Here is a 26,304-nt window from a genome sequence, read left to right as displayed (position 1 = left end):
ATGAATGCATTTGAGATTCGTGGTGGTAAACCTTTAAAAGGAGAAATTATACCCCAGGGAGCAAAAAATGAAGCATTGCAAATTCTTTCTGCTGTTTTATTAACGCCAGAAAAAGTTACCATAAGCAATATACCCGATATTAAAGATGTTAATAAACTTATTGAGCTTTTAGGAGACCTAGGTGTAGAAGTTAACAGATTATCAAAAGATACTTACGAGTTTACGGCAGCTAACATCAACCTAGAGTTCTTTCAATCTCAAACTTTTAAAGCCAAAGGAGGCAGTTTAAGAGGCTCTATCATGATTGTAGGTCCGCTTTTAGCCCGTTTTGGTAAGGCTGCAATTCCTAAACCAGGTGGAGATAAAATTGGCAGAAGACGTTTAGATACTCACTTTTTGGGCTTCGAGAAATTAGGCGCTAAGTTCATTTATAATGCAGAAACTAATTTCTTTAATGTTGATGCTACAGAATTAAAAGGAACATTTATTTTATTAGATGAGGCCTCTGTAACTGGTACAGCAAATATTGTAATGGCGGCAGTTCTTGCTAAAGGTACTACTACCATTTATAATGCAGCTTGCGAGCCCTATTTACAGCAACTTTGCAAAATGCTTAATCGCATGGGTGCAAAAATTACAGGTATTGGTTCTAATTTATTAACCATAGAAGGTGTTGATGCTTTGGTTGGTACAGAACATCGTTTATTACCTGATATGATAGAGATTGGCTCTTTTATTGGCTTAGCTGCCATGACAGCGTCAGAAATCACCATCAAAAATGTTTGTTACCAAGAATTAGGTATCATTCCTGATGTTTTCAAAAGGTTAGGTATTAAAATGGAATTACGTGGTGATGATATTTTTATACCGGCTCAACAAAGTTATGAAATAGACACATTTATTGATGGTTCTATTTTAACTGTTGCTGATGCTCCTTGGCCAGGCTTTACACCAGATTTACTTTCTATCGTTTTGGTAGTGGCTACACAAGCAAAAGGCTCGGTATTGATTCACCAAAAAATGTTCGAGAGTCGTTTATTCTTTGTGGATAAATTGATAGACATGGGTGCACAAATTATTTTATGCGACCCACACCGAGCGACTGTTATTGGTTTAGATAAGAAATATCAGTTGAAAGGTATAGAAATGACCTCGCCAGATATTAGAGCAGGAGTTTCTTTATTAATAGCTGCACTTTCTGCATCAGGAAGGTCTACCATTTATAATATTGAACAAATAGAAAGAGGCTATCAGGATATTGATACCCGATTACGAGCACTTGGTGCTGATATTAGAAGAATTTAACTTCCAAACTCTCCTTTTTAGGAGAGTTTTTTTGTTTATAGGTCTTGAAAGTAGAAAGTACGGAGTAGAAAGTAGAAATACCATCTTGCGCTCGTTTGCAACGAGTGCTTAAAATGGTTTTTCGATTATATCGATGACCTATGAGGCTCGAGAGACTTATGCGAAATTGCCATTTCCAAAAGCTTCACTTTCATCTTGCGCTCGTTTGCAGCAAGTGCTTAAAATGGTTTTTCGATTATATCGATGACCTATGAGGCAGGAAAGCCTTGTGCGCACAGCCAATTAGTTCACAATCTCTAAAACAATAAATATCCGCCTCTATCGCCGGCGGGGCTCGTTCCTTTTGCGGGACCAAAAGGAACCAAAATGAAGCTTTAGTGAATTCATGAATACCTTTTAAAATCAATAAAAACTAATGAATAAAGTCCTGAACAATCCCACAGGAGCCTTTGTCACACATCCCTTACCCACACTCAAAAACAGGGAGCGCTTATTTTTACTCGTTAATGCTTTATGAAAGTTAGTAAAAACTCGAACGCAAAACCGCATGTGCTATAGGCTTTATTTAAGTAAAAAGTCAAAAGTATAAAGTAAAAAGAGCCTAAAGAGCGGATAGTCAAGAACTGCCTTTAATCATTAAAGAAATTCTCCGAAGAACGAAAGACGGCCTATGAAGATTTGGATGTGGAGTCAAATAAATCTTTTGCAAAAACTTTCAATAAGCAGTATCGGGAAACAATCCGACGGGTGTTGTATAAACCTTCACTAAGCATAAACTTACACACCACTCAGGATTGTGGATAAAGATTTATTTAGACGAAACGACAAATATTCATCAGCCTTGCCTGCCTGCCGGTAGGCAGGATTTATTCATTTTTTGTTTATGGTTTTTCTTAGGCATTCATGAACTCGTTCCTCGTTTTTTGTTCACTTTTTTATCAAGAAAAAAGTGAATAGGGCTGGCCGCCTAGGAGGCCGGAAAGACTTGTGCGTAATTGCCAATAAAAAAGAAACCACTACCCTGCTAAAGCAAAAACACCTAATTTTAAAACCTAATAAAGAAGTCTATGGTAGATTTTTTGATATCATCATCTTATTTAATGATATCGATTAACTAAATTCATGAAAATCTAAAAATTCTTTAAAACTTAATCCTCATTTTAAGCTTTTAAGACTATATTTAGAACAAACACGTCACAATATGTCTAATCATAAAGGAAATAATATCAAACATGTTCTTACACAGCTTATCACCGATATTTTTGAAAAAAACGGTAATAAGCCTCTTAACTATAAACAAGTAGCTGCTAAACTGAATATCAGCGACCCAGAATCAAAAGAAACCATAGCAGATATTCTTAAAGATGTTACCAAAGAAGGCTTATTCATAGAAAAAGAGAAAGGCAAATATCAATTACATGAAATAGAAACATTTGTAACAGGAAGAATTGATATGGCTAATGATGGCTCGGCTTTTTTAATTCCTGATGATACCTTTGAAAATGATATTTATATAGCTCCACGTAAGCTAAGAACCGCTTTGCATGGCGATATCGTAAAATTATATGTTTACGCAAGTAAAAAAGGTAAGCGTAAAGAAGGTGAAGTGGTAGAAATCATCACTAGAGCTAAATTAGAATTTACGGGCTTGGTTAAAGTATCTCAACATTTTGCGTTTTTTATTCCTGATGACAGAAAAATGCTTCATGATATTTTTATACCTCTAGAGGATTTAAATGGCGCTAGAAATGGTGTGAAAGCATTAGCAAGAATTGTAGATTGGCCTGATGGCGCTAAAAACCCGGTAGGTATTATCAAAAGCATCTTAGGAAAACAAGGTGAAAACGACACCGAGATGAACGCCATTCTAGCAGAATATGGTTTCCCATTAGCCTTCCCAGAAGTGGTAGAAAAAGAGGCTAATAACATATCAGACCAGATTTCTAAAGAAGAGATAGCTAGAAGAAGAGATTTTAGAAAAATTACCACCTTTACCATAGACCCATTTGATGCAAAAGATTTTGACGATGCTATTTCTTTCCAAAAATTAGAAAATGGAAACTATGAGGTAGGTGTTCATATTGCCGATGTTTCTCATTACGTCATACCAGAAACAGAATTAGATAAAGAAGCTTTTGACAGAGGAACTTCGGTTTATTTGGTAGACAGGGTGATACCGATGTTGCCAGAGCGTTTATCAAATGGTTTATGTTCTTTACGACCAAAAGAAGAAAAGCTGTGTTTTTCTGCTGTTTTTGAATTAGATGCCGAAGCAAATATTCAGAACGAATGGTTTGGCAGAACGGTTATTTACTCAGACAGACGTTTTGCTTATGAAGAAGTGCAAGAAATTATTGAGCAAAAGGCAGGCGATTTTGTTGATGAGATATTGATTTTAAATGATTTAGCTTATCAACTTAGAGACCGTAAGTTTAAACATGGTGCTATCAGTTTTGAATCTACCGAGGTGAAATTTAAACTTGATGAAAAAGGAAAACCTACTGGTGTTTACATCAAAGAACGTAAAGATGCACATAAACTTATCGAAGATTTTATGTTGCTGGCTAACAGAAGAGTTGCTGAGTTTATCGCTAAAAAAGGTAAAGGAAAAAACAAATTAACCTTTGTTTACCGGGCTCACGATTCGCCAAAACCAGAAAGCTTAGCCAACTTTTCTCAGTTTGCCTTAAAATTCGGACATAAAATCTCTACCAAATCAGACCGTGATACGGCCAGATCTTTAAACAAATTAATGGCCGATATTGAAGGTAAAAAAGAGCAAAACGTTTTAACACAACTAGCTATCCGTTCTATGGCGAAAGCTATTTATACCACAAAAAGTAGCAGTCATTATGGTTTAGCTTTTGATTTTTACACACACTTCACCTCTCCTATTCGTCGTTACCCCGATGTGATGACACACCGTTTACTACAACATTATTTAGATGGTGGTGCCAATGCCAGTGCAGAACATTACGAAAAACTTTGTCAGCATGCTTCCCAAATGGAGAAAAAAGCTGCCGATGCAGAAAGGGCTTCTATCAAATATAAGCAAGCAGAATTTTTGCAAGATAATATCGGGCAAACCTATTTAGGGATAGTTTCTGGCGTTACAGAATGGGGAATGTATGTAGAAATTGAAGAGAATAAATGTGAGGGAATGATTAGGCTAAGAGATATTTCTGATGATTTCTATACCTTGGACGAGAAAAATTATTGTATTATTGGGCAAAGAAAAAAGAAAGTCTATCAGTTGGGTGATGAAGTGAGTATCAGGGTAAAAAGAGTAGATTTAAGCAAGAGACAAATAGACTTTACGTTAATTTCCTAATCCATTATCTTTTACAGTTAAATGTACAGCATTTCTAATCTTCAACAATTAATCACCAGAGCTATAGCTCAACAAAAATATCCTGTAAACCCATCAGAACTGTATGAGCCAATCAGTTATCTCATGAATTTGGGTGGTAAAAGGTTAAGGCCTGCTTTGTTGTTAATGGCTACAGACCTATTCAAAGGCGATGTAGAAAAGGCCATTAAGCCAGCTTTAGCGATTGAGGTTTTTCATAATTTCACCTTAATGCATGATGATATTATGGATAAAGCACCTTTGAGAAGAGGAAATCCTACGGTACATGCCAAATGGAATGAGGCTGTAGCTATCCTTTCCGGAGATGTGATGCTGGTAGAAGCTTATAAACTCATCATGCAGGTTAAACCCGCTATCCTACCAAATATTTTAAAGATATTTAATGATACTGCCGTTGGAGTTTGCGAAGGTCAGCAAATAGACATGAACTTTGAAAACCACCAAGAAGTAAAAGTTGATGATTATATCAATATGATTAGGCTCAAAACAGCTGTTTTATTGGGTGGAGCGTTAAAAATTGGTGCTTTAATTGGTGAAGCAGCAGAAAATGATGCTCATTTATTATATGATTTTGGTGAGAAATTAGGAATCGCTTTCCAGCTTCAAGATGATATTTTAGATGTTTATGGCGACCCAGAGAAATTTGGAAAACAAGTAGGTGGCGATATCATTTCCAATAAAAAAACCTTTTTACTGATCAGAGCGTTAGAGCTTGCCAAAGGAGCACAAAAAGAAGAGCTTCAAAACTGGCTAAGCCAAACCACATTTAACACACAAGAGAAGGTTGCAGCCGTTACCGCTATTTATAACAGCTTAAATATTCAAGAAATTGCTAAAAAAGAAATGGAAGGTTATGCTGCAAAAGGCTTAGCTGCTTTAAATAAAATTGCAGTTGATGAAGAAAGAAAAACTGTTTTAAAAGAATTTGCAGATTTATTGATGCTAAGAGATAATTAATAATTGTTGATGTTAGCGCTCAAAAATATCCATCATATTGCCATTATTTGCAGTAATTATCCGGTATCAAAGCATTTTTATACCCAAATATTAGGACTTCAAATTGTAAGAGAAGTATACCGTGAGGCTAGAGATTCTTACAAACTAGACCTAGCTTTAGGTGATGATTATGGTATAGAATTATTTTCTTTTCCTGAGCCTCCTCCCCGTCCGTCATTTCCCGAAGCTTGCGGACTAAGACATTTAGCTTTTGCTGTGGATGATTTAGCAATAGTTAAGTTAACATTAGAAAATCAAAACATTGAAGTTGAGGATATTAGAGTAGATGAGTTTACAGGTGAAAAATTCACCTTTATTGCAGATCCTGATGGATTACCCATAGAATTTTACGAGTGTTAGTGTAACAGAAATCTGAAATAAAAGCTATCTAAAATTGCGTACCTTTGCGCCCAAATGATTGCAATAAATAATTTAACTTTCCGTATAGGTTCAAGAGCTTTATATGAAGAAGCTAACTGGCATATCAAACCAGGAGAAAAAATAGGTTTAATTGGTGCTAATGGAACCGGAAAATCTACACTTTTAAAAATTATAGTTGGCGAGTATTCGCCTTCTGAAGGTACCGTTTCTATGTCTAAAGACATTAAAATAGGTTACCTCAACCAAGATTTACTTTCTTACGATTCTCATCATACCATTTTACACGTAGCTATGGAAGCTTTTGAGCGCCAAAACCAGCTGCATGATGAAATTGAAGTTTTACTTAAGAAAATTGAGACTGATTATTCTGACGAGCTCATCAATAAATTAAGTGATAAACAACAAGAGTTTGAGGCTTTAGATGGTTATAACATCGAGTATAGAGCCAATGAGATTTTAGCCGGATTGGGTTTTAGTACAGAAGACCAACACAGGCCGCTAAACACCTTTTCTGGAGGTTGGCGTATGCGTGTCATGTTAGCTAAAATATTACTACAAAACCCAGATATTTTACTGCTAGATGAGCCTACCAACCACATGGATTTACCCTCTATCAAGTGGTTAGAAACTTATTTAAATGGTTTTGAAGGTGCTATTGTGATTGTATCTCACGATAGGTATTTCCTAGACAGAATTGTAAATCGTATAGTAGAATCTCGTAAAGGAAAATTAACCATCTATTCTGGTAATTATACCTTCTATTTAGAAGAAAAAGCCTTAAGATCAGAAATTCAGAAAGGCGAATTTAAAAACCAACAAGCTAAAATTAAACAAGAAGAGCGTTTGATAGAACGTTTTAAAGCTAAAGCATCTAAAGCTAAAATGGCGCAATCCAGAATGAAAGCTTTAGATAAAATGGAGCGTGTTGAAGATGTTGATGATGATAACCCTACTGTAAACTTCAGGTTTAAATTCTCTAAACCTTCAGGAAGGCATGTCATCAGAATAGAAAATGCTTCTAAAAGCTACCCAAATATTAATATTTTAGACCAGGCAGAAGCGCTTATAGAAAAAGGAGATAAAATAGCTTTAATTGGAGCCAATGGTAAGGGTAAATCTACCCTATTGAGGATGATTGCAGGTACGGAAGCTTTCAGCGGGAAATGTGAAAACGGACATAATGTTACAACCACTTTTTTTGCACAGCACCAATTAGAATCTTTACACTTAGATAATGCTATTTTAGAGGAATTACAGGCTTTTGCACCTAAACATTCTGATACCGAGCTACGCTCTATATTAGGTTGTTTCTTGTTTACTGGTGATGATGTGTTTAAGAAAATCAGGGTATTATCTGGAGGAGAAAAATCTAGGGTTGCCTTAGCTAAGTCCTTAACTACAGATTCTAACTTCCTGATTCTGGATGAGCCAACCAACCACTTAGACATACAATCGGTAAATATCTTGATACAAGCTTTAGAGCAATACGAGGGTACTTTTATTGCTGTTTCCCACGATAGGTATTTCTTAGATAGCGTTGCCAACAAGATTTGGTTTATTGAGGATCAACAAATTAAAGAATATCCTGGTACTTATGCCGAGTATGAAGAGTGGCAAGCTAAAAGGTTAAAGGAAATTGTACCCGGCGGTGGTATCAAACATGCTAAAGTAGAAAAAGCTAAAAAAGAAGAAGCTAAGCCACAAGTTTCTGATGACAAAGCTAAGCAACTGAAAAAGCTAAACCAGCAATTGCAAAAGCTAGAAGATGACGTAGCGGCACAAGATAAATTGGTGAAAGAAGCAGAAGCAGAAATTGCCAAAGAAGAAGTTTATAGCAATCCTCAAAAATTAAAAGAGGTGAACGAGCGTTATCATCATTTAAAAGAACAATTAGGTGCTTTACAATTACATTGGGAGCAACTAGCTGATGAAATATTGATTTTAGAAGGCTAAATATTAAATAAACTTAATGGTATGAGGAAGAGTTTGATATATCTGTTTTTGATGCTATTAAGTTTAGCTACTTTTGCCCAAAAAAAGCCTAAAAAAGTGAGGGCTTATGTAGCTGTTACACCAGAATCTGTGACGGTTTATGATAATAAAAATTATATCCCGGAGATTAAAAGTGTAGAGTTTTTTAATGCCGAGAAAGACCAAAGCTTTCCGGTTTTGAGTTTAGGCAGCAGCCAACAAGTTATTTTAAAGTTTGATGATTTACGTGGTGGAAGCAGAAATTTATTTTACACCCTAGAACATTGTGATGCAGATTGGAAACCTTCATCCTTATCTCCTATTGAGTATTTACAAAGCTTTACCGAAGAGCGTATTAATAACTTTAGATATTCCTTTGGTACTTTTATTAGCTATACGCATTACGAGTTAAGCTTGCCTAATAGCAGTATCATCCCTAAAATATCTGGTAATTACTTACTTAAAGTTTATGAAGATGGCGACCAGCGTAAAATACTCATCAGTAGAAGGTTATATATTGTACAGGCAAAGGTTAATGTACAAGCAGAAATTACACAATCTGCAATTGTAGCTAAAAGAGACGAACGTCAGAAGGTGAATATCAACATTGCACATCCAGGTTTAGCTATTCAAAATCCTTATCAGGAAATTAGAATCGTTACCTTAAAAAATAACCGTACAGATTTAATGAAGACCATCAATAAGCCACTTTTTGTGCGAAACAACTTATTGGTTTATGCTGATAATTTAACCAATGATTTTGATGGTGCTAATGAGTTTAGAAGATTTGATACCCGTAGTTTAAGGTTTAAATCAGAACGTGTGGGGCAAATTGTTTTAGATAGTTTGTATAGAATTTTATTATTTCCTGATGCTGCTTTAAACACGCCTAACTACTCCTATCAATTTGATGAAAATGGTAAGTTTTACATCATCAATCAAGATGGTAATAGTGATGATTATGCTGGTGATTATGCAGCTGTAACTTTTACCTTAAACGCCGAAGAGCCAGATGCTAACGGACATGCTTATATCATTGGGCAGTTTAATGCTTATCAGAAAAATGCAGATAGCAGATTGATTTATCATCCTGAAAACAAACAATTTTCTAAAACGATGCTTTTAAAACAAGGTGTTTATGATTATAAATACACTTGGGCTACAGAAGATGGCAAAATCATTAATGATCATGCTTTTGATGGTTCTTTTTTTGAAACCGAGAATGATTACCAAATATTGGTTTATTATAGGGCACCGGCTTCAAGATTTGAAGAGTTAATAGCCTTTCGAGAATTAAACAGTAGACAATTACCCAGAACAAACTAAAATATATGAGCGGCAAGAAAGCAAAAGATTCATTAATTACCATGAACGAATTGGTATTACCCAATGATACCAATACCTTAAATAATTTAATGGGTGGTCGTCTATTACATTGGATGGATATTGCTGCAGCGATTTCTGCACAAAGACATAGCAACCGTATTGTGGTAACCGCTTCTGTAGATAATGTTTCTTTTAAGCACCCCATAAAATTGGGTGATGTGGTGACGATAAATGCCAAAGTTACTAGAGCTTTCCATACTTCTGTTGAAGTTAGGTTAGATGTTTGGGCTGAAAACATTCCATCGGGCACACGTATCAAATCTAACGAGGCCTATTATACTTTCGTAGCTTTAAATGATGAAGGTAAAACAGTTCCTGTTCCAGAGTTAATCCCAGAATCTGATGAAGAAAAAGCACTTTATGATGGCGCATTAAGACGTAAGCAGTTGAGGTTAATCCTTTCAGGTAGGATGAATCCTGATGACGCTACAGAACTAAAAGCTTTGTTTAATGCAGCGAAGCAGTGAGAGAGATTAAAAAGTCAAAAGGAAAAATTCAAAAGTCAAAAAAAACCAATCTATCCTTCAATAAATAGAAAAATTCAAAAGTAAAAAAATCAATCTATTATTCACTCAATCAAAAATCAATAAATAGAAATTCAAAAATCACTCAATACTAAAATAGATTGCTTCTTCGCTCCTCATCGCCATAAAAAGGAAAAATTAAAAAGGAAAAAGTTAATCTATCATTCACTAAATCAAAAATCAATCAATAAAAACAGATTGCTTCTTCGCTCCTCATCGCAATGACAAAAAACTCACTCAACAAATAAGTCTTCATCCAGCTCTGTGTTCTCCGTGAACTCTGTGGTTAAATAAATAAACGATGTAATCATTAAACCATAAAAGCACTCGTTACAAACGGGGGCAATGTAAGAGAGATTAAAAAGGGAGAATTAAAAAGTCAAAAGGAAAAATTCAAAAGTCAAAAAAAAACCAATCTATCCTTCAATAAATAGAAAAATTCAAAAGTAAAAATAATCAATCTATTATTCACTCAATCAAAAATCAATAAATAGAAATTCAAAAATCACTCAATACTAAAATAGATTGCTTCTTCGCTCCTCATCGCCATGACAGGGAAAAATTAAAAAGGAAAAATTAAAAAGGAAAAAGTTAATCTATCATTCACTAAATCAAAAATCAATCAATAAAAACAGATTGCTTCTTCGCTCCTCATCGCCATGACAAAAAACTCACTCAACAAATAAGTCTTCATCCAGCTCTGTGTTCTCCGTGAACTCTGTGGTTAAATAAATAAACGATGTAATCATTAAACCATAAAAGCACTCGTTACAAACGGAGGCAATGTAAGAGAATTAAAAAGGGAAAATTAAAAATTCAAAAAAAATCAATCTATCACTTACTCAATCAAAAATCAATCAATAAGTTAAAAAGTCATCATTTAACTTTGTTGTTAATAAACAATATTATCGTTAAACATTTAAGCGCTTGTTATAAATGAGCGTAAGTTTGGTTACAATGGGAATATATATCTTACCTTTGTAAAGGTATAATAATCAACTATCTTTATTACATTAAATAATACAATAATATCGTTTAAAGGTTACTCAAAATGAAAATATTATTAGATATAAAAGACGACAAAGCTCTGCACTTATTAGAAGTTTTAAAAAGCTTACCTTATGTAAAGACAAAAACTATTTCTAATGAAAAGGCTATACTCATAGAGGAAATTAAAGAAGCGGTTGACAATCTAAAATTAGCGAAAGAGGGAAAACTTAAGGTAAAAACTGCCAGAGCATTATACAATGAGTTATAGTGTTTTAACTATTCCGCCTTTTGATAAACAATTAATACGATTATACAAGAAATACCCTTCTTTAAAACAAGAGTTTCTAAAACTTATTGAAAGCTTAGAGCAAAATCCCGAACAAGGTATTAATGTTGGTAAAAACTGCTTTAAAATTCGTTTAGCTATAGCTTCCAAAGCAAAAGGTAAAAGCAGCGGTGAAAGAATTATAACTAACATAGTCCTTAGCGATGAGGTTGTATATCTACTTTCTATATACGATAAATCTGACAAAGAGAATCTAACAGATAAAGAATTAAAGGATTTATTAAGTTATATTTAAAATCAAAATTATCTAATAGAGTCAATCCAACTCTTCAAAAAAGAATCAATAATTAGAATTTAAGTAGTTAGAGTTTAAGATTTGATAAGATTAAAAAAAAGGTAATCTAGAAATAGTTATGAGAGACAATTCACATAATGACCATTTACATAGTACAAACTTTATAATTAAAAGATAATGAGTTTTAAAAATGCACTATATATTACATTTATTCGCTCCTCATCTCAATGACAGGGAAAAATTAAAAAGTCAAAAGTTAATCTATCATTCACTAAATCAAAAATCAATCAATAGAAATTCAAAAGGGAGAATTAAAAATTCAAAAGGGAAAATTAAAAAACAACTTACTTCTTCGTTCTTCATCGAAATAACGACCCTAACAAACTAACCACCTAACAAACTAACAAACCAACCATCTAACCAACCACCTAACCACCTAATAAGGTCTTTTCAATACCGCTTCATTAATTACCGCTTGTCTTAAATCAAAGTCGTAGCTTTCTTGCACCTCTTGTTTAGGTAAGCTAACACCATGCTTGTGTTTTTCATGGATAGCTCTGCTTTTCATAACTTCTGCACTAGGAATTTCAGGATTATAATAGTCTTTAGGCTTTTGGTTTGGAGTTTTTAATCGCTCATAAACCATACGTTCGTACTGTTCTTTTTCGTATTTTTCTGGCTTAGAAAGTTTATAATCAGGTTTAAGTTCGGTAGCCTCAGTACGCTCTTCTATCATAGGTTGGGTTTGTACCTCATCTTTAACCGTAATTTCTGGCTGTTCTGGGATGCTTAAATTACGTTTTCTAGCTTTCTCTTGCTCTTTTTGGAAGTTTTGGTAAGCTTTAAAGAGAAAAAGTGCGATAGGTGCTAAAATGTATATGAGGTTTTCCATACTGCAAATTAAGAAATTAATTAGTTTTGAGGAATTAAAAGATACACTGTTTTAATAAAGCATGCAGTTAAACAAATTAGAAATTAAGGGTTTTAAGAGTTTTGGAGATAAGATTACCATCAACTTTAATGAAGGCGTAACTGCTATTGTAGGGCCAAATGGTTGTGGTAAATCTAACGTGGTAGATGCTATCAGATGGGTTTTGGGCGAGCAAAGTACCAGAATGCTGCGATCAGAGAAAATGGAAAACATCATCTTCAATGGCACAAAATCCAGAAAACCTGCAAACCTTGCTGAAGTATCTTTAACTTTTGACAATACCAAAAATATCCTGCCGACAGAGTTTTCGCAGGTAACCATAACCCGTAAACTTTATCGTACTGGCGAATCAGAATATCGTTTAAACGATGTACAATGTAGGCTAAAAGATATTACCGATTTATTTTTAGATACCGGTATTGGGCCAGACTCCTACTCTATCATCGAGTTAAAAATGATAGATGAGATCATCACCAATAAAGAAAACTCCAGAAGGGCTTTATTTGAAGAAGCATCAGGAATATCAAAATATAAACTCCGCAAAAAGCAAACTTTTAATAAGTTAAAAGATACAGAGGCAGATTTAAGTCGGGTTGAAGATTTACTTTTCGAGATTGAAAGAAACCTTAAAACCTTAGAAAATCAGGCTAAAAAGGCCGAACGATATTATCGATTAAAGGAACAATATCATGCTTTAAGCATTGTATTGGCATCTTTCAGGATTATTGGTTTTAGAGATTCGTTAGCTCAGCTAGACGAACGGGAAAAAGAGCAATTAGAAGTTAAACAAGGTATCAATACTTTAGCTGATCAGTTGGATGCAGACATCCAGAAGCATAAATTTAATAACCTCACGAAAGAGAAAAACTTATCCGTTCAGCAAAAAGCTACTAACGAGTTTGTAAGTAAAATTAGAGCATACGAAAGCGAGAAAAAGATTAAAAACGAACAGCTTAAGTTTTTACAAGACAAAGAGAGTAAACTTAATGATGATTTAGAGAAAGATAAAACACAACTGAATCACGTTTTTTATAATATCAAACGCTTAAACGAGGAAAGATTACAGGAAGAGCAAAATCTGCAAAGCATCAGCACTAAATTAGAGGCTTTAAAAGCCGAGGTTGAGGAATTGCGTATACAGCAGCAATCATCTAAACAAGGGCTAGACCAAATGCAAAACCAATCTAATGCTTTGCAAAATCAGGTTTACCAGGTAGAGAAAGATATTGAGATTTTAAATATCCAAAAGGAAGCTTTAGACCAAGAAACACGTAGAAATATAGCCGATACAGACTCTAGAAAAATTGAATTATCTAATTTTAATAAGGCTATAGCCGATATTTCTGAAAGTTTAGAAAGTAAGAAACATCAGCTAGAACATTTACAAGAGCTAGAAGAAGAGTTAAAAGAGAATTTAGCTTCTACAGAGGCTATTTTGGCCGATAATAAAGAACAATTTAACAGTATCAGCAGAAAGCTGGATGCCAAACAAAATGAATATAACCTTACCAAAAGTATGGTTGACAATTTGGAAGGTTTTCCAGAATCTATTCGCTTTTTAAGAAAGAATACCCAATGGACAAAAAAGGCTCCGCTACTTTCTGATATTCTTTTTTGTAATGAGGAGTATCGTGTAGCCATAGAAAATTTTCTAGAACCTTTGATGAACCATTATGTAGTAGAGCAATATAGCGATGCTATTGAGGCTATACAGCTTTTAAGTAATTCTTCAAGAGGAAAGGCTAACTTCTTTATATTAAATAATTTAGAAGACAAAGAAGCGCAAGAATTAGCAGCTCCTGAAGGTGCTATACCCGTATTATCTGTTACAGAAACAGATAAGAAATACAAAAAGCTATTCAACCATTTGCTAAGTCATGTTTTTTTAGTTGATGATAGCCGAGAGCAAGATTTAAACGCTGAACTTTTAAATTCTCCTATGGTATTGATAGGAAAATCAGGGAAGTTTAATAAAAGTAAATACACCCTTTCGGGAGGTTCGGTTGGTTTATTTGAGGGTAAAAGAATTGGTAGGGCTAAAAATCTTGAAAACCTCCATAAAGAAATTAAAGAGGCAGAAGTACAGCTTAAAAAACTTAAAGACCATATAGAAGAAGGCACTTTAAAAGTACAAACACTTAAAGCGGCTACTAAAATACAGGAGATTAATACCTTATCAGCTCAGATTAATCTTCTACAAAACGAGTTGATATCGGTGCAAACCAAACAAGAACAATATCAATCCTTTATAGAAAACAGTCAGAATAGAAAACAGGATATTGAGCAAAAGCTACAACATATAGCTTCAGAATTGCTAGAAAAACAGCCTTTAATTGCCGAGTTAATTGCTCAAAAGCAAATCATAAACGAGCAATTAATAGCACAACAATTGGCCTTTAACGAGCTTAGCGAGGTTTTAACCATGCGTTCCTCTGCTTTTAATGCCGAGAATATCAAATTCCACCAACAGCAAAATAAAGTTAGCAGTTTAGATAAAGATTTAGAGTATAGAGAATCGCAACAAGAAAATCTGGAAAACAGAATCAATAAACACAGTGCCGAGCTAGAAGAAACCAAGCTTACCATTAAAGATACTTTACAGTTTGTAGACCATGATGATGAAGACCTTATTGCCATGTACAACCAAAAAGAAGAAATGGAAAAAGCGCTTCAAGAAGCAGAAAAAGACTATTATGCGGTACGTGGTTTGGTTAACGATTTAGAAAATCAGCTATCAGAAATCAGAAGAAAAAAAGAAAACACCGATGTTTTACTAACGGAGATTAAAGACCAGAAAAACAACCTCAAACTAGAATTAAATGCTTTAAAAGAGCGTTTATCGGTAGAGTTTAATATAGAAATTGAGGATTTATTAGATACCGAAATCTCTGAAGGAGCCGAAGAACAAGATACCAGAGAAAAGGTAGATAAAATCAAAAAACAATTGGATGAGTTTGGTGCTATCAACCCCATGGCTATGGAAGCCTATAAAGAAATGGAAGAGCGTTATACCTTTATCCAAGCTCAAAAGAAAGATTTATCAGAAGCGAAAGCCTCTCTTTTACAAACCATAAAAGAGATTGACGATACAGCGAAAGAGAAATTCATGGTAGCTTTTACTCATGTAAGAGAAAACTTTATGCGTGTTTTCCGCTCATTATTTAATGAAGAAGATAACTGCGATTTAATTCTTACCCATCCGGATATGCCTTTAGATTCTGATATTGATATTATTGCCAGACCAAAAGGTAAAAGACCATTGTCTATCAATCAATTATCAGGAGGTGAGAAAACCTTAACCGCTACAGCTTTATTGTTTTCGCTATACTTATTAAAACCTGCACCCTTCTGTATTTTTGATGAGGTTGATGCCCCGCTAGATGATACCAATATTGATAAATTCAACAATATCATACGTAAGTTTTCTAACGAATCTCAGTTTATTGTAGTTTCTCATAATAAGCGTACCATTGCCAGTACAGATATTATTTATGGCGTAACCATGGTAGAACAAGGCGTTTCTAGAGTTGTAGCAGTAGATTTAAGAGAAGTAGCCTAATTTATGCCTCCAATAAGAAAAACAACAAACCGTACAAACACGAGAAAGCCAGTTACTACTAGAAAGAAAAGAAACACCAAAAAGACATTTGCTCAAAAGCATAAACTTAAGTTTATCATTATTTTGGTTGTTCTTTTACTGTTTTCTCCTTTGTATTATGGCAAACTTTTTAGAACAGCCGTTTCTACAGGTAGATGGGTTAAAGATTTATTTGTTTTTGATGAATACCCTCATCATGATGAGTTTGGTATCCGCATTCCACGTAAGTACCATGTGCATGGTATAGATGTTTCCTCCTATCAGGGTAAGATTAATTGGGAAAAAGTAGTGGCAATGGAATCATACAACGTAAAGCTATCTTTTGCGTTTATCAAAGCTACAGAGGGTGTTACCTTGGTAGATAGTTATTTCCAAAGAAATTGGCGAGAAAGTAAAGAAGCAGGTATCATTAGAGGAGCTTATCATTATTTTAAACCTAAAAAATCTGGAAAATGGCAAGCCAAATTCTTTTTGCAAACTGTTAATTTAGAAGCCGGCGACCTCCCTCCTGTTATTGATATTGAAGAAACCGGAGGATTAAGCAAACTAGAACTTCAACTAAATTTACAAGAGTTTCTTAATGAAATTGAAGCTAAAACCAAAACAAAACCTATCATTTATACGGGTTATAAATTCTTTGAAGACAATATAAAAGATAAGTTTAGCGATTATACCATTTGGATAGCTCATTACTATCAGCCTAAGCTAAAATTACCCGAAACTGCTTGGCATTTTTGGCAACATGCCGATAATGCCCATATAGATGGTATTAAAGGTAAAGTAGATATGAATGTTTTTAATGGCGATGAAGTAGATTTAAGTGCTTTATTGATTCAGAAAAGCTATTAAAATTATAAAATTAAGAGCCTTTATTTCAATTGAGCGATAGTCCATATAAAATTTGAATATCTTTATATTTATGAAACAAAGGATTTACATTGACACTTCAATAGTTGGTGGTTATTTTGATGAAGAGTTTAAAGAAGCAACATTAAAGCTGTTTGAACGACTTGATAATCATGAAATTATTTTTGTTGTTTCTGATTTACTTGATTTAGAATTGATAAACGCTCCTCTAAAAGTTAGAGAACTTTTATTAAAGTATTCTGCCGATAAATTTCAGAGGGTTGAACTAACCGAAGAAGCGGTAAAACTTGCTGATACTTACATTAGTGAAAAAGTAGTTGGTAGAACTAGCTTAGAAGATTGTCGGCATATCGCATTAGCAACTATAAACAAAGTAGATGTTTTAGCAAGCTGGAACTTTAAGCATATTGTAAATCTCGATAGAATAAAAGGATATAATTCAGTAAATTACGATTAGGATATTCAATGATTGAAATTAGAAGCCCAAAAGACTTAGTAAATTATGGAAACGAATAAAAAAGAAAAACAGTTTGATGCTGTTAAAATGATGAGAGAAATCAGATCTCAGATAAGTGCTGAAACTCAGAACATGACTTTTGATGAATTGAAAGCATATATCAAAAAGAAGCTTTCAGAAAATAAGACCAAACTTGTTGGACAGTAATTTAATAATTATTAGACTTTATCAACTGTACAACTAACTTTTACACCAGAAGTCCTGATCAATCCCACAGGAGCCTTTGCCGCACTAGGCTTTATTTAAGTAAAAAGTCAAAAGTATAAAGTAAAAAGATGCCTAAATATTGGATATTTCGGCCTAACAACCTCATCAACTATTAACGAATAAACTAATTGTTGCTCATGCGCTTCGGTTTAGACTGTTATTTATGAATGGTTGTTTCTTTCAAGACGGCAAAAGTATAAAGAACCTGAAATGTGGATATTTAGGAAGCTCCTTTGAAAATTAAATATGCCTTTCCGAAGAACGAGGACGGCCTATGAAGATTTGGAAGTGAAGGCAAATAAATCTTTTGCATAAACTTTCATAAAGCACAGGCGGGAAACAATCCGACGGGTGTTGTAGATACTTTCATCAAGCAAAAACATTCACACCACTCAGGATTGTGGATGAAGATTTATTTAGACGAAACGACAAATATTCATCAGCCTTGAATTATTCATTTTTTGGTTATGGTTTTCTTAGGTATTCATGAACTCGTTCCTCGTTTTTGGGGAACTTTTTTTTCAAGAAAAAAGTGCCTAGGGCTGGCCGCCTATGAGGCCGGAAAGCCTTGTGCGCAATAGCCAATTAGTTCAAAATCTCTATAAAACAATAAACATCCGCCTCACGAGCCGGAGGGTTCATTACTTTTAGAGGGAAAAAGTGCCTAAGGCTGGCCGCCTCTATCGCCGGCTAGGCTCGTTCCTTTTGCGGGACCAAAAGGAACCAAAAGTCCTGAACAATCCCGCTGGAGCCTTTGCCGCACAAATCTTACCCACACTCAAAAACAGTGAGCGCTTATTTTTGCTAGCAAGCGGTTTATGAACGTTAGTGTAAGATCGAATGCAAAACCGCATGCGCTATAGGCTTTATTTAAGTAAAAAGTCAAAAGTATAAAGTAAAAAGATGCCTAAATATTAGATATTTCGGCCTAACAACCTAATCAACTAGTAACGAATAAACTAATTGTTGCCCATGCGCTTCGGTTTAGACTGTTATTTATGAATGGTTGTTTCTTTCAAGACGGCAAAAGTATAAAGAACCTGAAATGTGGATATTTAGGAAGCTCCTTTGAAAATTAAATATGCCTTTCCGAAGAACGAGGACGGCCTATGAAGATTTGGAAGTGAAGGCAAATAAATCTTTTGCATAAACTTTCATAAAGCACAGGCGGGAAACAATCCGACGGGTGTTGTAGATACTTTCATAAAGCAAAAACATTAACACCACTCAGGATTGTGGTTTAAGATTTATTTAGACGCAACGACAAATATTCATCAGCCTTGAATTATTCATTTTTTGGTTATGGTTTTCTTAGGTATTCATGAACTCGTTCCTCGTTTTTTGGGAACTTTTTTTTCAAGAAAAAAGTGCCTAGGGCTGGCCGCCTATGAGGCCGGAAAGCCTTGTGCGCAATAGCCAATTAGTTAACAATCTCTAAAAAATAATCATCATCCGTGTATTGTAATATTTAAAATATTCCTCCTCTTATTCCTCGTTTAAATATTATTTTACCACCATTAAAACATGGTTTCATTTTTGATTCGATTTCAATAAAACATTACGATGCCTAACAGACTTATACATTCCTCATCACCTTATTTATTACAACACGCCAATAACCCGGTAGATTGGTACCCTTGGGGAGAAGAAGCTTTAACCAAAGCCAAAACAGAAAATAAACTGATTTTGGTAAGTATTGGCTACTCGGCTTGCCATTGGTGCCATGTGATGGAACATGAAAGCTTTGAAGATGAAGAAGTAGCAAAGCTGATGAACCTTTTTTTTGTTTGCATTAAGATAGACCGGGAAGAAAGGCCAGATATAGACCAAATTTACATGAATGCCGTACAATTGATGACTGGCAGAGGCGGCTGGCCATTAAATTGTTTTTGCTTGCCAGACCAACGCCCTATTTATGGCGGCACCTATTTCCCTAAAAAAGATTGGAAAAACTTATTAACCAATTTAGCCCATTTCTGGGATACTAAACCAGATGAAGCTACTGAATATGCTGTAAAGTTAACAGAAGGTATCCAACAGGCAGATAAATTGGCCATTGTTAAAGAACATCAAGTATATAGCTTAAAAAATATTGAAGATACTTTAAAACCATGGAAGAGACTTTTTGATTTCTCTGAAGGTGGACATAACAGAGCACCAAAATTCCCAATGCCTAATAACTGGGCCTTCTTGATGAAAACTGCACACTTGCTTAAAGACGAAGCAGCCCATGTTATCGTGAGGTTAACTTTAGATAAAATGGCTGCTGGCGGTATTTATGATCATTTAGGCGGAGGTTTTGCTCGCTACTCGGTAGATGGCAAATGGCATATCCCCCATTTTGAAAAAATGCTGTATGATAATGGTCAGTTGTTAAGTTTATATGCCGATGCTTATAAATGGTGTAAAGAAGAGCGCTATAAAGAAGTGGTTTATGAAACCGTAGCATGGTTAAAAAGAGAGATGACATCCCCAGAAGGAGGCTTTTACTCGGCCTTAGATGCCGATAGTGAAGGCGTAGAAGGTAAATTTTACACCTGGCATAAAACAGAAATTGATGAGCTTTTAGGTACCAATGCTGAATTATTTAATACCTATTTTGAAATTACGGCAGAAGGAAACTGGGAAGAAGAAGAAATCAATAACCCTTGGATAAGAAAAGAAAAAGAAGATGTAGCCAAGCATTTTGGTTTAGCTATAGATGATTTTAATAGCAAGATAAAGCAAGCAAAAGCTATTTTGTTTCAACAGCGTTCTACCAGAGTAAGACCAGGTTTAGATGATAAGATTTTAACTTCTTGGAATGCCTTAACCATTAAAGGCTTATGCGATGCTTATAAAGCTTTCGCTGATGAAGAATTTAAAAGTTTGGCTTTAAACAATGCTCAATTCATCCTCAAAAATTTATACAAAGAAAGCGGAGGCCTATATAGAACCTATAAAGATGGTAAAGCCAGTATCAATGCTTTTTTAGATGATTATGCGCTATTAGCCGAAGCTTTTATAAGCGTGTATGAAATTACCTTTGATGAAAACTGGTTACAAGAGGCCAAGAAACTTTGTGATTTTGTAGTCAACCATTTCCATGATGAAGAATCAGGAATGTTCTTTTATACTTCTGATGAGGATGAAGCCTTAATTGCTAGAAAATATGAAGTGATGGATAATGTAATACCTGCTTCAAACTCGGTTTTAGCTTGTAATTTTAAGAAACTTGCTATTTTTTACAATTGCCAAAATTACCAGCATATCTATCAGCACATGCTAAAAACGGTAGAACCTCACATAAAATCTTATGCTTCAGCTTATTCAAATTGGGCATCTTTATTGTTAGACGAGATTCAGGGAAGTTTCGAAATAGCTATTACAGGTACAGATTTCGAAGATAAAAGAAAAGAAATAGAAAAATATTATATTCCTAATAAGATTATTTTAGGAGGCGAAAAAGGAAACTTACCTTTGCTGCAAGACAAGTTTGTTGGTGACACCAGAATTTTTGTTTGCGAAAACAAAACCTGCCAATTACCCCAAAGCGAAGTAAGCGAAGCAATTAAACAAATATTTAAATAGAAATGGTTCATAACCATTCCAAAAAACAACAGCATGAAAATTGAAAACAATCACGTAGTATCATTAACCTATGATTTATACGTTACAGAAGAGGGCGAAAGAAAACACGTAGAAAGCGCTACAACAGAAAAACCTTTGGTTTTTTTATTTGGCGTTGGCATGATGCTACCAAAATTTGAAGAACACTTAAGCGGCTTAGCCGTTGGCGATAATTATGCATTTTCTTTAGATGCTGCTGATGCTTATGGAGAGTATGACGAAGCTGCAATAGCTAATTTACCTAAAGATATGTTTGCACAAGCTGGTTTACCAGAAGTTGGTACAGTTTTACCTTTACAGGATAATAATGGCAACCAATTTCAAGGCAGAGTGGTATCTGTAGTTGAAGATGCTGTTTTAGTTGATTTAAACCACCCTATGGCGGGTCATGAGTTACACTTTAACGGTACCATCCAAGATGTAAGACCTGCAACACAAGAAGAAATAGACCATGGTCATGTTCATGGTGAAGGTGGTCATCATCACTAAGTATTAAAGCAAAAAAGAGGCTGTCTCAAAAATAGTATCTGTCACATTGAGCGGAGTCGAAATTTTCTCTGATATGCTTAGAAAAGGCTTCGACTCCGCTCAGCCTGACACAAAATGGTAATTTGAGACAGCCTCTTTTTTTTATTCCTCAGTTTAAATGATATATATTTAGGAGTTGCCTTTAATTATGATAAACAAAACTTTCCTAAGAACTAAGGATGACCTGTAAAGATTTGGTCGGAAAGCCTTGTGCGAAATAGCCATTTATTTCATAATCTTTAAAACAATGATCATCCGCCTCTATCGCCGGCTGGGCTCGTTACTTTGTGAGGGCAAAGTAACCAAACCCTTGATCAATCCCCTCTTGAGCCTTTGCCGCACATCCCTTTCCCACACTCAAAAACATTGAGCGCTTATTTTTGCTCGGTAGTTCTTTATGAAACTTTTTACAAACTCGAACACAAAACCGCATTCGCTATAGGCTTTATTTAAGTAAAAAGTCAAAAGTATAAAGTAAAAAGATGCCTAAATATTAGATATTTCGGCCTAATAACCTCATCAACTAGTAACGAATAAACTAATTGTTGCTCATGCGCTTCGGTTTAGACTGTTATTTATGAATGGTTGTTCTTTTCTGGAGGTATAAAGTACTGAGTAGAAAGTATAAATACCTTGAAAGTCGGATATTTAGGAGCTGTCTTCAATAATTAAATAAAAATTTCCGAAGAACGAGGACGGCCTATGAAGATTTGGAAGTAAAGGCAAATAAATCTTTTGTATAAACTTTCATAAAGCAGTATCGGAAAACAATCCGACGGGTGTTGTAGATACTTTCATAAAGCAAAAACATTAACACCACTCAGGATTGTGGATAAGGATTTATTTAGACGCAACGACAAATATTCATCAGCCTTGATTTTTTGTTTACTTTTTTATCAAGAAAAAAGTAAATAAGGTTGGCCGCCTATGAGGCCGGAAAGCCTTGTGCGCAACAGCCCTTAATGGACTCTTTTATAATAAGTACTTAAAATACAAGGCTCTTAAACAAATAATTATTATTTCTAAATTCTTTAATTGATAACAATCTGTGAGGCAGTAAAGCAAGAGCATTAATACTTTAGGTATATCAATAAAAAACGAAGGAGATAGAATAATAAACGAAGTCGAAGAAAAAAGGCTTCGACTTCGCTCCTAACAATATCCTAATACTCTATATTTAATAAGCTTTTAGTAGCTATCAAAACACCACCTTTTAGCTCAATATACTCTTTAGTGGCGTTCCAAATGGTGGTTTCAACTTTTTTAGGGCCGTCAGCCGTCATAAACGTGATGCTTACTTTTGTTTTAAAAGTATTTCCTAACCGCACTGCATTCACAAGCTTTTCTTGTAGTTCTTCGTTATGATGATCTACTGCATGAACAATTTTGTAATTTAAGATGTCTTCTTTTGCAATTAGTCCGGTTACCATAATTTGATTTTTAGAGTTTATAATTAATCTTACAACGCTCAATATAGCAACTATGTGTCCTAATCTTTGTAAAAAATATATTTGAAAAGCTTAGTTATCTCCTACCGGGATAATCAATCATTCCTTTAAATTCTCTTGAAAAAAGGTCTTTTGGATCTAAAGATTTCATGTTGTTTGTAGAGGTACTACTTACAGAGGCACCTTTAGTATTAGCTACATTTGAAGAACTAAAACTTCCGTTTTTGATGAAGTTGATAGCTTGTGAAACAGCTAAATCATTTTTATCTCCAAAAGATTTTCCAGCATCATCAAATCCCGTATTAAAATCAGGTACAAAACCATCATAATACGCCCCTTGCCCTAATGAATTTTGAGTTTCAAACATAGAAAAGTAGACATCATACTTATCTATCCTAATAGGGAAAAAACCTACAGGTTTCCCATAAGACTGTTCGCCTACAATCTTTAAATTGGCTCCTAAGTAGGGTTTTAAAGAATTGATAACCAATTCGCTAGACGATGCTGTACCTGGCCCTGTAATAAATACCACTCTATTTACATTTGCTAAACCACTTATCTTACTAATATTAGTTGTATTTCCTGCTACACTATAATCGGTATTATCAAAATAATTACCTCTTGTTATATTACCGTTTTGATCTCTTCTTGGTTGGTTTTTAAGAATGGTTGCTTTTCCCTCTCTCATGGTTGAGTTAAAGAATTCTGAAAACATTTTTTTACCATTATGCTGGGTTGGTATAATTAAATTTACCAAATGTTCTGCAGTAGAAACAAAGCCACCACCATTATAACGTAAATCAACAATTAAATCTGTAACACCAGCAGTATTAAACTTATCAAATACAGCATTAAGAGCAGGAATAGAGTTGGTCTCATCAGAAAAACGAGCATAAGCAAAATATCCAACTTTCTTACCTCCTGTTTCGGTGAAGACAGTATCTTTTAAAATAGGAGAAGCGGTGTATTTGGTCTTGTTTAGGGTAAATGAAAATGAAGTTCCAGTGCCCCTTTTCTTTCCTGTAACGATTATATTATCTAATTCTAACCTGTCAAAGACTTCATCTGATTCTTGATCAAAATTGGCACCATAAGTTTTGCCATTTATGGTTAAAATGGTATCTCCCCTATTTAATTTCTTATCTGCTGCCGAGGAATTTTCATTTACATACCTTATGATGAGAAAATAATCTCTTCTAAATGCGGTATTTCCATTACCATAAAAACCAATATTCAATCCCGTATCATTACCCTCCCCATTTAAATTTACAGATGATTTTTTAGGATTTACGATAGCAATTTGTCCACTAGCAACTAAATCTTCTATGTAAGAAAATTTAGGCTCGTTAGGGTAGTCATCCCAGTACTCATAGGGTCTATTGCCGTTATTTGGATTTCTAGAATACTGTGTAATATCAAATAATAAACTATTAAAATTATCCAACTGATTACTTGAGGAATTAAAATTTCTAGGTTTAACTGCACTATAATCAGGTATAGCATCATTCCATAAATAAACTTGCTTCGCGTATAGAAATATAGAATCTTTAGTAAGTTCTGCCCTAATGGTGGTTGGTGTAGGCTTGTTATTGTCTGTTGTTGCTTTATCTTTTTTACATGAAGCAAAACCTATAATTATTATAAATGCTATTGCATAAACTCTTTTCAACATACCATGTAGCTTTACATAAACTTACGAAAAAAAACCAATTAGGTTTTTTCTATCGGTTTAAGAAATTAAAAAAATTAAGATAAAACAGCTTGATAAGAAACGCCTGCATTTATGGCAAATTGCTCATCTAAAGAATTTTTACCAATATAAGTAACGTCGCTTTTGTTTAACTTGTTTTCTTCAAGTAAAAAATCAAGGCTCGTAAATGAGGGTTTGGGCTCAAATTCATCTACAAAATATACTTTAAGGTATTTTTCTAAACCATTCCACTCGGTTTGCGTAATTTTATTCAGCTGTGTTACAGGGTTTCCTGATGTTAAAATATAAAGCTCTTTTCTGTTGATGGTAATTTCTTGCAGCAACTCTAAAACCTCTTTGTACAAGAGTAATTTTAAGGGTAAACGAGCATTGGTAAAAAGTAAATTTAAATTTTCTTCATACTTTACAGGTATAGCAAAAGCTTCTTGTAATGCCTTAAACATATCTTCTTTGCCGTATATTTCGTAGCGCTTTTTGGCAAAATCAACCACGTCTTGTGCAGGAGGAAAAGTCTCTAGATACTCCACAAAATTGGCAAACAGGTAATAAACCTGTAAATCGTAATCCTTTTCAGGAATTAAAACATCATCTAACTCAAATATAAAAGCCTTTTTATCAGCATCTAAATCACTATAACTTATCATACAACAGCAACTAAATTTAACCTTATGATTTTACCCTGGCTGCATATCATCTCATAAAAACCCAAAGAAGATAAATGACTTACCAAACTTTCAATAAGTTTCTTAATCTCCTCAGAAACATCGTTTACATAAATTAAATCGTCTTCTAGTTTTATAAACCGCACAATTTGCATATCACCCTCCAAAGCACATAAATGAATAGCCGTAAAAGGGTTTTGGTTTAAAACTTTTCCTGCCAAAGTAAAAGGCATAGTTTTTATTCCAGAGAAAATGTCACTTTTTTTATCATCTTGGATGATGATTAATTCTCCTACTCCTTCATGATGTCCAATTGCAATCTGCTTATCAGGATAACCTAAACTTAAAACAGCTTTAGAAAATGAAGCATAATCTGTTACTGTTTGGTAGTTAATAACTTGTTCTGGATATAAATGCGCTAATGGATTGATTTTTTGAGCCTGTATTAAATCTGGTAAAGCCAAGGTGATTCCGTACTCTTCAAACAATATTTTAGCCTCTGCTAAAGCTTTTTGCTCGCTTAATTTTAGAGGAAAAACAAGAGTTATATCCAAATCAAGACATAAGCTTAAAAGCTCATGTGCAAAAGACAATTTATTCCCTTCTGGGATGATGAGCTTTTGATCTTTAGTATCGGCAAATAAAATTTCATGATGAGGTAAATGATAAGCCAACTGATAAGCTGTAGCATTAGATGCTGTGGTTATGAGTGTTTTTTTCAA

General features: G+C 34.3%; 20 protein-coding genes. 15 read left to right on the top strand and 5 right to left on the bottom strand.

Annotation, left to right across the window (positions count from 1 at the left end):
• The 9 genes from murA to FYC62_RS05190 all read left to right on the top strand — a co-directional run bounded on the left by murA (position 1) and on the right by FYC62_RS05190 (position 11,504).
• Positions 1-1,305, top strand: a complete 1,305-nt coding sequence (gene murA / locus FYC62_RS05230; RefSeq protein WP_039454334.1) for a UDP-N-acetylglucosamine 1-carboxyvinyltransferase — start codon at positions 1-3, stop codon at positions 1,303-1,305.
• 1,201 nt (positions 1,306-2,506) lie between these two features.
• Positions 2,507-4,636, top strand: coding sequence for a ribonuclease R (rnr, locus tag FYC62_RS05225; RefSeq protein WP_039454336.1), 2,130 nt, complete (start codon positions 2,507-2,509; stop codon positions 4,634-4,636).
• 21 nt (positions 4,637-4,657) lie between these two features.
• Positions 4,658-5,632, top strand: coding sequence for a polyprenyl synthetase family protein (locus tag FYC62_RS05220; protein ID WP_039454337.1), 975 nt, complete (start codon positions 4,658-4,660; stop codon positions 5,630-5,632).
• Between the two features lie 9 nt (positions 5,633-5,641).
• Positions 5,642-6,031 (top strand): SMU1112c/YaeR family gloxylase I-like metalloprotein, encoded by a 390-nt coding sequence (gloA2, locus tag FYC62_RS05215; protein WP_149074190.1) that lies wholly within the window; start codon positions 5,642-5,644, stop codon positions 6,029-6,031.
• A gap of 54 nt (positions 6,032-6,085) precedes the next feature.
• Positions 6,086-8,005 (top strand): ABC-F family ATP-binding cassette domain-containing protein, encoded by a 1,920-nt coding sequence (locus tag FYC62_RS05210; protein ID WP_149074189.1) that lies wholly within the window; start codon positions 6,086-6,088, stop codon positions 8,003-8,005.
• A gap of 21 nt (positions 8,006-8,026) precedes the next feature.
• Positions 8,027-9,349 carry a type IX secretion system plug protein gene (locus tag FYC62_RS05205; protein WP_149074188.1) on the top strand — a complete coding sequence of 441 codons (1,323 nt, stop codon included), beginning with the start codon at positions 8,027-8,029 and terminating at the stop codon, positions 9,347-9,349.
• Between the two features lie 5 nt (positions 9,350-9,354).
• Entirely contained in the window at positions 9,355-9,876 is a 522-nt protein-coding gene (locus FYC62_RS05200; RefSeq protein WP_149074187.1) for an acyl-CoA thioesterase, read from the top strand.
• A 1,108-nt stretch (positions 9,877-10,984) separates the two neighbouring features.
• Positions 10,985-11,191, top strand: a complete 207-nt coding sequence (locus FYC62_RS05195) for a hypothetical protein (protein WP_039455199.1) — start codon at positions 10,985-10,987, stop codon at positions 11,189-11,191.
• Positions 11,181-11,504 (top strand): type II toxin-antitoxin system RelE/ParE family toxin, encoded by a 324-nt coding sequence (locus FYC62_RS05190; protein WP_149074186.1) that lies wholly within the window; start codon positions 11,181-11,183, stop codon positions 11,502-11,504. The genes FYC62_RS05195 and FYC62_RS05190 overlap by 11 nt, the downstream gene beginning before the upstream one ends.
• Before the next feature lie 436 nt (positions 11,505-11,940).
• Here the strand turns inward: FYC62_RS05190 and FYC62_RS05185 are convergent, their stop codons facing one another.
• On the bottom strand, positions 11,941-12,396 hold the full coding sequence (locus FYC62_RS05185) for a hypothetical protein (protein ID WP_149074185.1): 456 nt from the start codon (positions 12,394-12,396) through the stop codon (positions 11,941-11,943).
• 61 nt (positions 12,397-12,457) lie between these two features.
• On the opposite strand from FYC62_RS05185, the gene smc reads away from it, so the two are divergent.
• The 6 genes from smc to FYC62_RS05160 all read left to right on the top strand — a co-directional run bounded on the left by smc (position 12,458) and on the right by FYC62_RS05160 (position 21,722).
• On the top strand, positions 12,458-15,994 hold the full coding sequence (gene smc / locus FYC62_RS05180) for a chromosome segregation protein SMC (protein WP_149074184.1): 3,537 nt from the start codon (positions 12,458-12,460) through the stop codon (positions 15,992-15,994).
• 3 nt (positions 15,995-15,997) lie between these two features.
• Positions 15,998-16,882 carry a glycoside hydrolase family 25 protein gene (locus FYC62_RS05175; protein WP_149074183.1) on the top strand — a complete coding sequence of 295 codons (885 nt, stop codon included), beginning with the start codon at positions 15,998-16,000 and terminating at the stop codon, positions 16,880-16,882.
• 70 nt (positions 16,883-16,952) lie between these two features.
• Positions 16,953-17,357: a PIN domain-containing protein gene (locus FYC62_RS05170; protein ID WP_205943794.1), complete on the top strand. Its 405-nt coding sequence runs from the start codon at positions 16,953-16,955 to the stop codon at positions 17,355-17,357.
• Positions 17,358-17,402: 45 nt separating this feature from the next.
• On the top strand, positions 17,403-17,564 hold the full coding sequence (locus FYC62_RS17050) for a hypothetical protein (RefSeq protein ID WP_168199390.1): 162 nt from the start codon (positions 17,403-17,405) through the stop codon (positions 17,562-17,564).
• Between the two features lie 1,623 nt (positions 17,565-19,187).
• The gene (locus FYC62_RS05165; RefSeq protein WP_149074182.1) at positions 19,188-21,194 is read left to right on the top strand and encodes a thioredoxin domain-containing protein; all 2,007 of its coding nucleotides are present in this window, start codon (positions 19,188-19,190) and stop codon (positions 21,192-21,194) included.
• Positions 21,195-21,227: 33 nt separating this feature from the next.
• Positions 21,228-21,722: an FKBP-type peptidyl-prolyl cis-trans isomerase gene (locus FYC62_RS05160; protein WP_039453696.1), complete on the top strand. Its 495-nt coding sequence runs from the start codon at positions 21,228-21,230 to the stop codon at positions 21,720-21,722.
• Positions 21,723-22,924: 1,202 nt separating this feature from the next.
• Here the strand turns inward: FYC62_RS05160 and FYC62_RS05155 are convergent.
• The 4 genes from FYC62_RS05155 to FYC62_RS05140 all read right to left on the bottom strand — a co-directional run bounded on the left by FYC62_RS05155 (position 22,925) and on the right by FYC62_RS05140 (position 26,304).
• On the bottom strand, positions 22,925-23,191 hold the full coding sequence (locus FYC62_RS05155; protein WP_240534819.1) for a hypothetical protein: 267 nt from the start codon (positions 23,189-23,191) through the stop codon (positions 22,925-22,927).
• 94 nt (positions 23,192-23,285) lie between these two features.
• A complete protein-coding gene (locus tag FYC62_RS05150) occupies positions 23,286-24,881 on the bottom strand; it encodes a S41 family peptidase (RefSeq protein ID WP_149074181.1) in 1,596 nt (531 codons plus the stop codon).
• A gap of 74 nt (positions 24,882-24,955) precedes the next feature.
• A complete protein-coding gene (locus FYC62_RS05145; protein ID WP_149074180.1) occupies positions 24,956-25,564 on the bottom strand; it encodes an HAD hydrolase-like protein in 609 nt (202 codons plus the stop codon).
• On the bottom strand, positions 25,561-26,304 hold the full coding sequence (locus FYC62_RS05140; protein WP_149074179.1) for a hypothetical protein: 744 nt from the start codon (positions 26,302-26,304) through the stop codon (positions 25,561-25,563). Before FYC62_RS05140 ends, FYC62_RS05145 begins: the two co-directional genes overlap by 4 nt.

The sequence above is a fragment of the Pedobacter aquae genome (assembly GCF_008195825.1).
In the GTDB taxonomy this organism is placed as follows: domain Bacteria; phylum Bacteroidota; class Bacteroidia; order Sphingobacteriales; family Sphingobacteriaceae; genus Pseudopedobacter; species Pseudopedobacter aquae.
The sequence above is the reverse complement of the archived record's forward strand: the minus strand, read 5'-3'. Positions and strand labels throughout refer to the sequence as shown.

Excerpts from the sequence above, each read along its gene's own strand:
- murA (WP_039454334.1), top strand. The coding sequence starts at position 1 with ATGAATGCATTTGAGATTCGTGGTGGTAAACCTTTAAAAGGAGAAATT.
- rnr (WP_039454336.1), top strand. The coding sequence starts at position 2,507 with ATGTCTAATCATAAAGGAAATAATATCAAACATGTTCTTACACAGCTT.
- FYC62_RS05220 (WP_039454337.1), top strand. The coding sequence starts at position 4,658 with ATGTACAGCATTTCTAATCTTCAACAATTAATCACCAGAGCTATAGCT.
- gloA2 (WP_149074190.1), top strand. The coding sequence starts at position 5,642 with ATGTTAGCGCTCAAAAATATCCATCATATTGCCATTATTTGCAGTAAT.
- FYC62_RS05210 (WP_149074189.1), top strand. The coding sequence starts at position 6,086 with ATGATTGCAATAAATAATTTAACTTTCCGTATAGGTTCAAGAGCTTTA.
- FYC62_RS05205 (WP_149074188.1), top strand. The coding sequence starts at position 8,027 with ATGAGGAAGAGTTTGATATATCTGTTTTTGATGCTATTAAGTTTAGCT.
- FYC62_RS05200 (WP_149074187.1), top strand. The coding sequence starts at position 9,355 with ATGAGCGGCAAGAAAGCAAAAGATTCATTAATTACCATGAACGAATTG.
- FYC62_RS05195 (WP_039455199.1), top strand. The coding sequence starts at position 10,985 with ATGAAAATATTATTAGATATAAAAGACGACAAAGCTCTGCACTTATTA.
- FYC62_RS05190 (WP_149074186.1), top strand. The coding sequence starts at position 11,181 with ATGAGTTATAGTGTTTTAACTATTCCGCCTTTTGATAAACAATTAATA.
- FYC62_RS05185 (WP_149074185.1), bottom strand. The coding sequence starts at position 12,396 with ATGGAAAACCTCATATACATTTTAGCACCTATCGCACTTTTTCTCTTT.
- smc (WP_149074184.1), top strand. The coding sequence starts at position 12,458 with ATGCAGTTAAACAAATTAGAAATTAAGGGTTTTAAGAGTTTTGGAGAT.
- FYC62_RS05175 (WP_149074183.1), top strand. The coding sequence starts at position 15,998 with ATGCCTCCAATAAGAAAAACAACAAACCGTACAAACACGAGAAAGCCA.
- FYC62_RS05170 (WP_205943794.1), top strand. The coding sequence starts at position 16,953 with ATGAAACAAAGGATTTACATTGACACTTCAATAGTTGGTGGTTATTTT.
- FYC62_RS17050 (WP_168199390.1), top strand. The coding sequence starts at position 17,403 with ATGGAAACGAATAAAAAAGAAAAACAGTTTGATGCTGTTAAAATGATG.
- FYC62_RS05165 (WP_149074182.1), top strand. The coding sequence starts at position 19,188 with ATGCCTAACAGACTTATACATTCCTCATCACCTTATTTATTACAACAC.
- FYC62_RS05160 (WP_039453696.1), top strand. The coding sequence starts at position 21,228 with ATGAAAATTGAAAACAATCACGTAGTATCATTAACCTATGATTTATAC.
- FYC62_RS05155 (WP_240534819.1), bottom strand. The coding sequence starts at position 23,191 with ATGGTAACCGGACTAATTGCAAAAGAAGACATCTTAAATTACAAAATT.
- FYC62_RS05150 (WP_149074181.1), bottom strand. The coding sequence starts at position 24,881 with ATGTTGAAAAGAGTTTATGCAATAGCATTTATAATAATTATAGGTTTT.
- FYC62_RS05145 (WP_149074180.1), bottom strand. The coding sequence starts at position 25,564 with ATGATAAGTTATAGTGATTTAGATGCTGATAAAAAGGCTTTTATATTT.